At 72.8% G+C, this 12118-nt stretch carries 10 protein-coding genes; 2 read left to right on the top strand and 8 right to left on the bottom strand.

The window, feature by feature from the left end; translation table 11 throughout:
* The 8 genes from ACFUEL_RS23550 to ACFUEL_RS23515 all read right to left on the bottom strand — a co-directional run.
* The coding region (locus tag ACFUEL_RS23550; RefSeq protein ID WP_380238721.1) for a Glu/Leu/Phe/Val dehydrogenase dimerization domain-containing protein at nucleotides 1–790 on the bottom strand (790 nt) is incomplete at its 3' end.
* Between the two features lie 74 nt (nucleotides 791–864).
* Nucleotides 865–1431 (bottom strand): type 1 glutamine amidotransferase, encoded by a 567-nt coding sequence (locus ACFUEL_RS23545; RefSeq protein WP_380238720.1) that lies wholly within the window; start codon nucleotides 1429–1431, stop codon nucleotides 865–867.
* An 11-nt stretch (nucleotides 1432–1442) separates the two neighbouring features.
* Entirely contained in the window at nucleotides 1443–2246 is an 804-nt protein-coding gene (locus tag ACFUEL_RS23540; RefSeq protein WP_380238719.1) for an acetylglutamate kinase, read from the bottom strand.
* Complete coding sequence (gene argC / locus ACFUEL_RS23535; protein WP_380238718.1) at nucleotides 2243–3298, bottom strand: N-acetyl-gamma-glutamyl-phosphate reductase; 1056 nt, start codon at nucleotides 3296–3298, stop codon at nucleotides 2243–2245. Before argC ends, ACFUEL_RS23540 begins: the two co-directional genes overlap by 4 nt.
* Complete coding sequence (locus ACFUEL_RS23530; RefSeq protein WP_380238717.1) at nucleotides 3295–4146, bottom strand: RimK family alpha-L-glutamate ligase; 852 nt, start codon at nucleotides 4144–4146, stop codon at nucleotides 3295–3297. Before ACFUEL_RS23530 ends, argC begins: the two co-directional genes overlap by 4 nt.
* 1 nt (nucleotide 4147) lies before the next feature.
* Nucleotides 4148–4336 carry a lysine biosynthesis protein LysW gene (locus ACFUEL_RS23525; RefSeq protein ID WP_380238716.1) on the bottom strand — a complete coding sequence of 63 codons (189 nt, stop codon included), beginning with the start codon at nucleotides 4334–4336 and terminating at the stop codon, nucleotides 4148–4150.
* A 93-nt stretch (nucleotides 4337–4429) separates the two neighbouring features.
* Complete coding sequence (locus tag ACFUEL_RS23520) at nucleotides 4430–5581, bottom strand: isopropylmalate synthase (protein WP_380238715.1); 1152 nt, start codon at nucleotides 5579–5581, stop codon at nucleotides 4430–4432.
* A 318-nt stretch (nucleotides 5582–5899) separates the two neighbouring features.
* A complete protein-coding gene (locus ACFUEL_RS23515; RefSeq protein WP_380238713.1) occupies nucleotides 5900–6694 on the bottom strand; it encodes a response regulator transcription factor in 795 nt (264 codons plus the stop codon).
* Nucleotides 6695–7134: 440 nt separating this feature from the next.
* On the opposite strand from ACFUEL_RS23515, the gene ACFUEL_RS23510 reads away from it, so the two are divergent.
* Both ACFUEL_RS23510 and ACFUEL_RS23505 read left to right on the top strand, forming a co-directional pair.
* The gene (locus ACFUEL_RS23510) at nucleotides 7135–7764 is read left to right on the top strand and encodes a TetR/AcrR family transcriptional regulator (protein ID WP_380238711.1); all 630 of its coding nucleotides are present in this window, start codon (nucleotides 7135–7137) and stop codon (nucleotides 7762–7764) included.
* Between the two features lie 265 nt (nucleotides 7765–8029).
* The gene (locus ACFUEL_RS23505; RefSeq protein ID WP_380238709.1) at nucleotides 8030–11992 is read left to right on the top strand and encodes a type I polyketide synthase; all 3963 of its coding nucleotides are present in this window, start codon (nucleotides 8030–8032) and stop codon (nucleotides 11990–11992) included.
* Nucleotides 11993–12118 lie beyond the last annotated feature (126 nt).

Raw genomic sequence — 12118 nt, 5'->3', positions numbered from 1 at the left:
CGTTGAGGGCGTGCTTCTGGGCGGCCAGGATGAGCAGGTCGGCGTCGAGGTCGAGCCAGGCGTCGGGCTCGTTGGTGACGGTGACGCTCTGCGGCAGTCGGCTGCGGTCGATCCGGCCGAACTCGTCGGTGACGGCGATCAGGTCGGCGACCGGCAGGCGGTCGGCGCTGATCGTGCCGTCGATGTCGGCGACGCCGACGACGACGTGGCCGCGCGCCTCCAGGAACTCGGCGACGGCCCGGCCGACGGCGCCGAAGCCCTGGATGACCACCCGGGCGGAGCCGGTGCGGCCGGCCCCCTCGAGGGCGGTGACGGCGGCGATGCCGACGCCGTGGCCGGTCGCGTCGATCAGCGGCTCGTAGTAGGTGCGCCAGTCGATCGGCATGTCGGGGGCGCCGGGGCGGAACCGCGGGTCGTAGCCGGCCTCGTCGAAGAAGGTGGCCCGGTCGGCGGGGGTGACGCCCATGTCGATGCCGAGGTGGATGCCGCCGTGCAGCAGCGGCTTGACGGTGCGTCCGAAGGTGCGGAAGGTCTGCTCGCGGTCGCTGCCGTCGGAGACGATGCCGGCCTTGGCGCCGCCGATCGGCAGGCCGGCCAGGATGAACTTGTGGGTCATGTCGCGGGCGAGGCCGGCCACCTCCTCCTCGGTGACCCCGGGGGTCATCCGGGTGCCGCCCATGGCCAGGCCGTTGTACAGCGAGTCGACGACCACCCAGCCCTTGATCTCGCCGCCGCTGCCGTTCAGGTGGACGGTGAGGGCGGGATCCTTGCGGTTGTCCAGATCACTCATTGTCGTAGTCCTCTGCGTGTGTGACTGAAGTCGGGGCCCTGCGCGCCGGGGAGAGCCGGCGCGCAGGGCGGCCTTCACTGCTGGTAGATCTCGGCGAAGCCGCGCAGGATCTCCAGGCCGTCGCTGCGGAACTCCAGGTGGGCCTGGGCGCCGTGGATCCGGCCGTCCTCCGAGCGGATGAACTCCACCGGCGCGTGTTCCGAGCGGCCGATCGAGCGGAAGCCGGCCGGGGCGGCCCGGAGGTAGAGGGTGTGCCGGTGGAAGACCGTCACGGTCGGCTTGACGTGGGAGAAGATCGGCTCCTCCTTGTCGACCTGCACCTCGTAACCGCCGACCCGCTGCTCACCGGGGGCGAGCTCGCCGCCGGCCGAGACGGCGATCAGCTGCATGCCGCCGCAGATCCCGAAGACCGGGACGTCGGCGGTCATCACCAGGTCGACCAGCGGTTTGTAGAACTCCTGGTCGAAGGCGCGGACCTTGGTCCCGCTGAGCACGATCGCCTGGTAGCGGCCGGAGAGCTTGGCCGGCACCGAGGCGGCGTCCGTCACCTCGGTCTCCGAGCCCAAGGTCTCGAACCGCCCGCGGAGCTGCTTGAGCGACAGGGTTCCGTTGTTGACGACCAGGACGCGCGATGTGGCCACGTGCTCGCTCCTCAGGCTGGGGTGATCAGGGTGCCGGTGCGGCCGTCGAGCAGGTCGGTGACCGAGGCGCTGCCGATGACGACCCGCGGGACGCCGCCGTCCAGCGCCTCGCCCGCGGCGCGCAGCTTCTTGCGCATCCCGCCGGTTGCGCCCTGGTCGCGGAAGGCGGTCGCGTCCTGGGCGCTGATCCGGTGCACCGGCCGTCCGTCGATCAGCAGGTGCTCGACGTCGGTGACCAGGACCAGGTCGGTGGCGCCGACCGCCGCGGCGATGGCCGCGGCCGCCCGGTCGGCGTCGTTGTTGACCTCCTGGCCGGCCGCGTTGCGGGCCAGCGGGGTGACCAGGTAGGCGCGGCCGGGCCGGAGGTCCTTCAGCGGGGCCGGGTCGACGCCGGTGATCGGGCCGACCAGGTTCTCCAGCTCGACCAGTTGCTTGTCCCGCCACCACCAGCGCTCGCCCTCGCCGGCCCGGACCAGGCCGTCGCTGCCGAGCAGCCACTCGGCGGCGATGCCGCGGCTGTCCAGCCGGCCCAGCACGTCCTCGGCCATCGCGGCGCTGACGGTCTTGATGTCGGCGATGACCTCGGGGGTGGTCCAGCGGCTCTGGTTGCCGTAGCGGTCCCGCAGGATCGCCGACGGCTCGGTGTGGCGCGGGTTGAGCCGCTTGAGCGGCTTGGACCAGCCGTGCACCAGGACCAGCGGGCGCTGCCGGCCGTGTGCGGCCAGGTCGTCCCACCAGGTACCGTCGAGTTCGTCGAGGCAGCTGCCGCCGAGCTTGACCACGGTGGGGGCGGGGGTGCCGCCGGGGCCGCTCATGCGGGCATCACCGGGTGCATGGTCAGTCCGGTCTCCTCGGGGAGGCCGAAGCGGATGTTGGCCGCCTGGACGGCCTGGCCGGCTGCGCCCTTGACCAGGTTGTCGAGCGCGCCCAGCGCGACGATCCGGCCGCCTTCGGGGTCGTGCAGGACGGTCACGTCGCAGTAGTTGGAGCCGAGCGCGGCCTGCGGGTCCGGCATCGGGATCAGTGTCTCGTCGTGCCGGCGGACCCGGACGAACGGCTTGCCCTTGTAGAACCGGGTGTAGGCGCGCTGCAGTTCGCGCTGGTCCACCGGCGCGTCGGTGAAGACGTACGCGCTGGTGAGCAGGCCGCGCACGTGTGAGACGCCGTAGGCGGACATCGACAGCGAGCCGATGCCGCCCTTCTTGGCCCGGGCCAGGAAGTCGCCCACCTCGCCGGCGTGCCGGTGGCCGGTGGGCGCGTACGGGGCGATGGCGCCGTTGCGCAGCGGGTGCAGGTCGGTGGTGCGCAGGTTGAGGCCGCCGCCGCTGGACCCGCTCTTGCCGTCCACCACCACGGTCTTCAGGTCCAGCCCGAGGCCCAGGGTGAGGGGCGCGAGGCTGAGTGTGAGGGCGGTGGCGTAGCAGCCGGGCAGCGAGATCAGCGGGGCGCCGACCAGCTGGTCGGCGACCAGTTCGGGCACGCCGTAGACGAAGCGGTCGGCGAGCTCGGTGCGCCGCTTGACCTTGGGGTACCAGCGGTCGTGCACCTCGGGGGTGCGGATCCGGAAGGCGCCGCTGAGGTCGATGATCGACTCGACCTTGTCCGCCAGCAGTTCGGCGAGCTCGCCGGAGACCGGGGCGGGGGTGGCCAGGAAGAGCACGTCGACCTGGTCGGCGACCGCCTCGGTGACCGGCTGCACGGTGAGGCCGAGGTCGACGCGCAGGTTGGGGTGGAGTTCGGCCGGGCGGCGGCCGATGTTGGAGGACCCGCCGAGGAAGGTCAGTTCCAGGTCGGGGTGCTGGGTGATCAGCCGGATCAGATCGCCGCCGGCCAGCCCGGAGGCCCCGACGACTCCTGCTCTTGTCATGAGAACTGCTCCTGGAGGCAGGCGCCGATCGCCGCGGGGACGTCGACGCCGGCGGCGGTGGCCACGGCCCGGAAGCCGGGCGCGTGGTTGACCTCGTTGACCACGAAGCCGTCGTCGGTGCGGAACAGGTCCACGCCGTAGATCCCGGCGCCGAGTTCGTCCACCACGGCGTCGACGATCTTGACGATGTCGGGGTCGTGTCCGATGGCGCTGGTCTGGTTGCCGAGGGCGGCGTTGTTGCGCCAGTCGGTGCCCGCGCTGGCGAACTCGGCGGCGCCGACGATCTCCCGGCCGACCACCAGGCAGCGGACCGAGGAGCCTCCGGCCAGGAACGGCTCGACCAGGCATGCCTGCTCGAACGCGTGGCCGAGGTCCTCGACGTAGTCGTAGACGGAGTTGGCGGTGTCGCTGTGCCGGATCAGGGTGACCCGCTTGCCCATGCCGCCGTAGATCGGCTTGAGCACCACGGGGGTGCCGATCTCCTCGACGGCCTTCTCGAAGTCCTTGCGGGAGAGCACGAGGCGGTAGTCGGGCACCGGCACGCCGGCGGCACGCAGCGTGGTGCGCAGCACCGCCTTGTTCTCACAGGCGTTGATCGCCCGCGCGCTGTTGACGGCCGCGACGCCGGCCGCCTCCGCCAGGGTGGCGATCAGGCCGCCGCGGGTGTAGCTGCGGCTGCGCACCAGCAGGACGTCGTAGTCCCGGAGGGACGGCTCACCGTCGGCGCCGAGGCAGAGCGACTCGTCGTTGACCCAGTGGATGGTCAGGCCGAGGGCCGGGGCCGCCTGGAGGAGCTGGCGCTCCTCCCAGGCGATCCGGTCGGCCACGATGGCGACTTTGAGGGACATCTCACTGGCCCCAGTCGCGCAGCGAGACCTGGATCATCTCGAGGGTGAGCCGGCCCTCGCCGATCTCCTCGATGCGCAGGGTCAGCATGCACTCCGGGCAGGAGAGGGTCTCGCCGACGGCCATCGGCGGGACGGTCAGATCGGTCTCGCACTCGGGACAGGTGCCGGTCAGGGGGGTGGCGGTGGACATGTGTCAGCTCCGGTTCGTGGTCTGTTTCGGTCGGTCGGGTGGCGGCTCGGTGTGTGGGGGGGCGCCGGTCCGCCGGGGGTGGGTCCGGTGGGATCAGGCGGCCTGGAACTCGATCGCGGCCTTGCGGATGCCGTCGCGGTCCAACAGCGCTCCACCGGACCGCTCCTGGCGGTCAGTCAGCCAGCTGGTGAAGGCGGCGCTGTCGACGTCGATGCCGGAGTCGTTCAGCGCCCACTCGACCAGTGGCGGGGTGAGGCGGGTGCGGACCAGCAGCTCGCGGGAGTTGCCGACCAGTTCGGCGGGCAGCGTCTCGTACGCCTCGGGGTGGGTGAGCTGGCCGGGGAGCTCGTAGGCGAAGGAGTGCGAGCTGGTGGGACCGGACTGGAACGCCTCGCCGAGACCGGCGCCCCTGAGGGCGACCCGGGAGAGCTCGGTGAGGTGGCTCAGGTCGAAGCGGGTGTCCTGGTGGATGACCCGCAGCGAGGTGAGCAGTTCGGCCAGCGGGGCGTTGCCACCGCGCTCGCCGATGCCGCCGACGGTGGCGGAGATCCACTTGGCCCCGGCCCGGACGGCGGCCAGCGAGTTGGCGACCGCCATGCCCAGCATGTTGTGCGAGTGGATCTCGATCTCGGAGCCGTCGATCGCGGTCAGCTCGGCGATCACGTCCTGCATCTGCCAGGGCGACAGGCAGGCGACGGTCTCGGCGAGCCGGAACCGGTCGGCGCCGGCTTCGAAGCCCGCGGCGACGTAGGGCACCAGGCGCTCGGCCGGGGTGCGGGCCGCGTCCTCGCCGCTGAAGGTGACGTGGAAGCCGCGGTCCTTGGCCTGGACGATCGCCGACCTGGCCAGCGTGCGCAGGAACTTGGCGCTGGACGAGCCGAGCTTCAGCGCGGCGTGCTGCTCCGAGGTGGGGATGGAGTACATGATGTGCCGGACGCCCAGGCGCTCGGCCTCGTCGAGGGCGGTGGCCACCTGCTGGCGGTCCCGGACGACGACCAGGGTCATGCTGCGCTCGGGGCCGACCGCCTCGTGGGTGGCGAGGACCAGGTCGGCGTCCTTGGACGCGGGACCGGCCACCATGCCCACCTCGACCAGCGAGACCCCGGTCCTGACCAGCAGGTCGGCGATCACGGCGGCATGTTCGGGGGCGAATTCGACGCCCGCCATGTGGGCCGAATCCCTCAGCGTCGCATCGGAAATGAGCGGCAAACTCGGGAGGCTTTCGTCGTGCCTTGCGATGGGCATTGTGCGTTCCCTCCTCCGGCGTTCGGGGATTGCTCCCCGGTCGGACTCTGGACTGAATTCCCGTTCCCGCGGCGCGGGTTCCGGGGCCGCGCCACAGTGCTTCGGTGCGGTGCGCTCTGTAGAACATCCTTGCGACCGAAGCCCTGGCCGGGCAATGCCCGCCGTGTCGGGAATTGTCAAGGAGTGCAAGGAGACGTCATCTCCGGTGAGCGATCGCAAGCATTCGCGGGGCCGCCGACAAGGAATTGACGCAATCCCGCCCGAGGGCCGTCCGACGACTATTGTCGGGGCATGCGAACCAGCCGCTCCGGCGCCGGTTCAACCCCGGCCCAGCCGGTATCCGACACCGTGCACGGTGATGATCCACTTCTCTCCGAGTTTGGCCCGCAGGTTGCTCACGTGGGTGTCGATGGCGCGACTGGAGGCGGCGGCCCAGGTGGTGCCCCAGATCCTGGCCGTCAGCTCCTTGCGGGAGAGCACGCTGCCGGGTTCGGCCGCCAGGGCGTGCAGCAGGTCGAACTCCTTGGCGGTGAGGGTGACCTGACTGCCGCGCAGGCGGACCTCACGGGTGCCGGCGTCGATCTGCAGCGGGGTGAGCGAGAGGGCGGGCGAGGCGGGCGCCCTGGGACGGGCGCGGCGCAGGACGGCCTCGATCCGGGCCAGCAGTTCGCGGTTGCCGCAGGAGGCCAGCACGCAGTCGTCCGCCCCGGCCTGCAGGGCCAGCACCCGGTCCAGTTCGGTGTCCCGGCCGCTGATCGAGATCACCGGCTTGGCGCCGCCGAGGCGGATCCGTCGGCAGACCTCCAGCCCGTCGATGTCGGGCAGGTCCAGGTCGAGCAGGACCAGGTCGGCCTGCTGGTGCGCGGCCAGCGCCTCCGTTCCGGTGGCGACGGCGCTCGCGGCGTAGCCCTGCCGCAGCAGTTCGCGCACCCGGGCTCCGGCGGTGGCGGCGATGCCCTCGACCACCAGCACGGATGCCTCCTGGGCGGCGGCCGGCACGGCGGTCGCCGGTGGTGCGGTGGACGGTACTAAGGATGCGGTGGCCGCCGGCGCAGCGGTGGCCGGCGCAGCGGCGGCCGGGCGGATCGCGGAGGAGAATCTGCGGGCCGTCATCTGAATCGTCATTGCTTCCCCGTTCGTATGCCGATTGGGACACCGGTGCGCCGGGGCCGGCCCACGGCTCGGAGCGCGGCCACCCGAGCCGCCCGGACGGGGTCCGGGGTCCGGGGCCCGTGAGTGGGATGCCGCGGAACTGCCGGGAGGGATCAGTGCACTGCGGGGAGACCGGCGCGGGCGCACCCTCGGTGCGCCCGCCGGAACAGGCACGACCGGACCGCACACCCCTCGAAGGTGACCTTAGATGCAAAGATACACGCAAGTCCTCTTCGCGGCTACAGACCAAAGTTGTATCGCAGTCCATCAATTCGCGGAGGCCCGACCCGCCGCCGGCCAACCGCCCCCGGATACCTGCACTTCGATGCAAGTTTGTATGATGGACCATCAATGGACCGTCCGGTGAGGGCCGCCGGCACGCCGACCACCCTGGAGGGTACGTGCGACACCCATCGGACGACGCGACTCCCGCCCCCCGACGCCGCCGGCGCGACCGGGCCGACATCCGGGAGCAGGTCTACGACGCCGCCATCCTGCTGTTCGGCCGCAAGGGCTACGCCGACACCTCCATCGCGGAGATCGCGGAGTCCGCGGGCATCGGGCGCGGCACCTTCTTCAACTACTTCCGCAGCAAGGACTGCCTCGTCACGCTCTGGCGCCGGGACCGGCTCAACCGGCTGACCACCCGCCTGGATCCGCTGCTCGCCGCCGCCGACGGCACCGCCGAGGCACTGGGCACCTGCATGTCCATCCTCAGCACGCTCAACGAGGAGGAACCGGAGCTGAGCGCGGCGATGCTGATCGCCTGGCTGCAGACCGGCCACTCGCTGCACCACTGCCCGCACCTGCAGCTGCTCTTCGCGGACATCGTCGAACAGGGCCGGGCCCGGGGCGAGATCCGCAGCGCCGTGGACCCGGGGCGGATCGGCGACACCCTGCACGACCTCTACTTCGGCGCCCTCCACCGCTGGATCCTGCCCGCCGGGGACAGCGCCCGGCCGCGGCTCGATCCCGAGCTCCAGACGGGATTGACGCTACTGATGCAGGGCCTGATCCCGCCCCGACGGTGACCCGGGACCACTCCCGGCGGCCTTCCCGCACTCCGGCAGCTTCGCGAGGCGGGAGCTGACGCTGCGTCATCTCCCCTTGCTCCCTTGCCCGTTGAAAGTTCAATCGATCGCCGACCGGCGGATTTCGGCCCATGGGAAAGAGTCAGCCAGCTTTCGAAAACATCAGGGTCAAACTTGAGTCTCAGTGTAAGTTTGCATCTCGCTAGCCCAACGGTACGACTGACACCGTCCTCATCGTCGGATCCAGAAGAGGCTGACCCCACCCATGGAGTACACCCAACAGGCCCCTGCCACCACGGTCGCCGTCATCGGTCTCGGCTGCCGGCTCCCCGGGGCGAACGGCCCGACGCAGTTCTGGCACAACCTCCTGACCGGCACGGACTCCGTCACCCCGGTCCCGGCCGACCGCTTCGACATCGCGGCCGACTACGACCCCACCTCCGGAGTCCCCGGGAAGACCGCCTCCCGCCACGGCGGCTTCATCTCCGACGTCTTCGCCTTCGACCACGCGTTCTTCGGGATCTCCCCCGCCGAGGCCAAGGCCGTCGACCCGCAGCAGCGGCTGCTGCTGCACGCCACCTGGGAGGCCCTGGAGCAGGCCGGCATCCGTCCCTCCAGTCTCGCGGGCACCCACACCGGCGTCTTCGTCGGCCAGGCGACCGCCGAGTACTCGGAGACCACGGCCGACCCGGACGGCCCCAACATCCGCGGCATGGCGGGGAGTCGGCTGCGCGCCGTGACGGCCGGGCGGATCTCCTACGCGCTCGACCTGCTCGGGCCCAGCGTGGTGCTGGACACCGCCTGCTCCTCCTCCCTGGTCGCCGTGCACACCGCCCGACAGAGCCTGCTCACCGGCGAGTGCGACCTCGCGGTGGCCGCCGGCGTCAACGTGGTGCTCTCCAGCCACGACGCCATCGCCTACTCCCAGGGGTCGATGCTCTCCCCCGAGGGCCGCTGCCGGTTCGGCGCGGCCGGCGCCAACGGGTTCGTCCGCAGCGACGGCGTGGGCGTCGTCGTGCTCAAGCGGCTGGCCGACGCCGAACGCGACGGCGACCTGGTCCTGGCCACCCTGCTGGGCAGTGCCGTCACCAACGACGGGCGCGGCAGCGGGCTGCTGCTGCAGCCCGCGGTCAGCGGCCAGGTGGCGATGCTGCGGGCCGCCTGCCGCTCCGCCGGGATCACCCCGGACCAGCTGGACTACGTGGAGTCGCACGGCACCGGCACCGCGGTCGGCGACGCCGTCGAACTGCGGGCGCTCGCCGAGGCGACCGGCCGCCCGGCCGAACGGCCGCTGCTCACCGGCTCGGTGAAGAGCAACATCGGCCACGCCGAGTCCGCCGCCGGGATCGCCGGCCTGATCAAGGCGATCCTGATCGCCAGACACGGCGTCGTGCCCGCCTCGCTGCACTGCACCGAGCCCAACCCGGTGATCGCCGAGGAGGGCCTGGCCGTCTCGGTGGTGACCGGCAACACCCCGCTGCCCGACGCCGGCCGGGCGGCCCGGATCGGGGTCAGCTCGTTCGGCATCTGCGGCACCAACGCCCATGTGGTGGTGGGTGCTCACCAGCCGCAGCCGGAGCCCGCCGGGGCACCGGACGGCCCCCCGGCCGTTGCGGGAACGGCCGCGGGAGAGCAACTGCTGGTGCTGAGCGCGCGCTCCACCCGCTCACTGACCGAACTGGCCTCCTCCTGGGCCGACTTCCTCGAAGGCCCCGGGCACGGCCACCCGCTGCGCCGGCTCTGCGCGGCGGCCGCGCTGCGCCGGGACGACCACCCGCACCGACTCTGGGTCCGGGGCGCCACCCATGAGGTGATCGCCGCCCGGCTGCGGACCCTGGCGGCCGGCGAGCCGACCACCGGGGGCGGCGTCGCCGAAGCCGGGTTCGGCTCGCCCCGGCGCACCGCCTTCGTCTTCTCCGGACAGGGCTCGCAGTGGCTGGGCATGGGCCGCGGGCTGCTCGAGTCCTCACCGGCCTTCCGCGCCACGCTGGCCGACTGTGACCGCGCCATCCGCGCCGAGCTCGGTTGGTCCGTCATCGAACTGCTCACCCGCGCCGAGGAGTTGCCCACGGCGGTCGACCAGGTCCAGCCGGCCCTGTGGGCCGTGGCGGTCTCGCTGGCGGAGGCGCTGCGGGCGGCCGGCCTGGAACCGGACGTCTGCCTGGGCCACAGCATGGGCGAGGCCGCCGCCGCCTACGTCTCCGGCGCACTGAGCCTGCGCGACGCCTGCGCGGTGATCTGCCGGCGCAGCCGACTGATGCGCCGGCTGGCCGGGCTGGGCGCGATGCTCGCGGTCGAACTGTCGGCCGAGGCCGCCCAGGCGCTGCTGGCCGAACGCGCCGAGTTCGCCGAGCTCTGCGTGGCGGTGGAGAACTCGCCGAGCGCGACCGTGCTGGCCGGCCCGGCCGAACCGCTCCGCGCCGTGGCCGAACTCCTGGAACAACGCGGCGTGTTCCACCGGATCGTGCCGGTCGAGGTGGCCTCGCACTCCCCCGCGATGGATCTGATCGGCGATGAACTGATATCCGCCCTCCATGACCTGACACCTCGTCAGGCGGAGCTGGAGCTGTTCTCCAGCGTGCTGGCCGCACCCCTGCACGGGGGCGAACTGCTGCCGCGCTACTGGCAGGAGAACCTGCGCCGGCCGGTCCGCTTCACCGAGGCCGTACGCGCGCTCTGCGCCCGGGAGACGGTCTTCGTGGAGGTCAGCCCGCACCCGGTGCTGACCGCCGCGGTGGACGACACCCGCCGCTCGGCGAAGGCCGAGGGCGCGGCCCTGGGCTCGCTGCGCCGCGACTGCGAGGAGGCCGGTGCCCTGCTGGAGACGGTGGGCCGGGCCTTCGCCAACGGCGCCCGGGTCGACTGGGGCCGCTGGTACGGCCCGGCCACGCCGGTGGTGGAGGGCCTGCCCACCTACGCCTGGGACCGGGAGGTACTGCGCCATCCCGTCCCGGCGACCCGCTCCGCCGCCGTCGCGCGAGCCCTGCCGCCGTACGTGCGGGAGGCGCCGCTGGCCGACTGGGGCGCGGCCGGCTGGGCGACGGGGGTGTCGGTGCACGGGGCGCGGCCGCTGCTGCCCTCGGTCTACCTCAAGGCGATGCTGACCACCGCCCGCACCGCGGCGGGCGGGCCGGTCGCGCTGACCGGCGTCCGGCTGGGCGCGGCCCAATTCACCGGGGAGCCGGCCGCGGCGGTGCTGCGGGTGACGGTGTCGGCGCCCGACTCGGACGGGCTGCGGCAGGTCCGGGCCGAACTGCGGCACGGCGCGGACCGCGAACCGGTGCTCTGCGCACAGGGCGGCGCGGTGCCGGACCCGACCGCCGGGCCGGTCGACCGCCGCGACCTGCTGGACCGCACACTGGCCCGCCGAATGGGCCACCTGTCGGCGCCGGGCTTCCTCGCGCTGGCCGAACAGGCGGGATTCGGGATCGACGAGGATCTGCGCGGCGTGCAGCACGTCTGGCGCGTGGGCGGGCGGGCGGTGGCGCAGGTCCGCCCGCCGGGCGGCGCCGGGCGCGGCGCGGCCTGGGAATCCGGGCTCCTGACCCTGCTGGCGGCCTACCGGCCCGGCGCTGTCCAGGTGCCGACCGGGTTCGGCTCGATCCGGGTGCACGGCGAGCTGGGCACCGAGTTCTGGGCGCTCTGCCGGGTCCGGACCTCGGCCTCAGGTGGGCAGGGCGACGTGCTCTTCCTCGACTCGGAAGGCTTCGTGCTGGCGGAGTTCCTGGGGATCGAACTGCAGGCGCTGCCGCAGCGTCAGGCCGGTCCGCCGGTCTTCTTCGGCCCGCCGGTCCCCTTCGGTCCGCCGGTCTCCTACGGCCCGCCGGTCTCCTTCGGCCCGATGGCGTCGCTGCTCTCCCGGCTGCGCTCCTACGGGCACCACCACACGCCACGGCTGCCGAAGCAGCGGGTACGCCGGACCGAGGTGCCGGCCCTGGCCGCCCCGCCTGCGCCTGCGCCGACGCCGGCGGTGGCGGCAGCGGTGGCGGCGGTGGCGGCGGATCCGGCCGGGACCGCGGCGCAGGCCCTGGTGCGGCGGGTGGCGCACCTGCTCGAGATCCCGGAGGACCGCCTGGACCACCGCCGACCGTTGCGCGACCTGGGCCTGGACTCGCTGATGGCCAGTCAGCTGCGGACCGAGCTGCACTCGGGCTGGGGGCTGGACCTGGCCACCGGACGGTTACTGGGGTCGGAGAGCTTCCACCGCATCCTGGCCACCATCGGCTGAAGGCCGTCCCGTCACTCTGCCGGTGGAGCGGCATCGGTCCGGGCGCCCGGTCCAGGCGCCCGGACCGGGCGGTGGAGTTCCGCGGCGGGCGGGCACCTGATCCGTCCGGGCCGGGCCGCCCGTGGG

Origin of the sequence: Kitasatospora sp. NPDC057198, assembly GCF_042670125.1 — a bacterium.
Taxonomy (GTDB): Bacteria; Actinomycetota; Actinomycetes; order Streptomycetales; family Streptomycetaceae; genus Kitasatospora.
The sequence above is the reverse complement of the archived record's forward strand: the minus strand, read 5'-3'. Positions and strand labels throughout refer to the sequence as shown.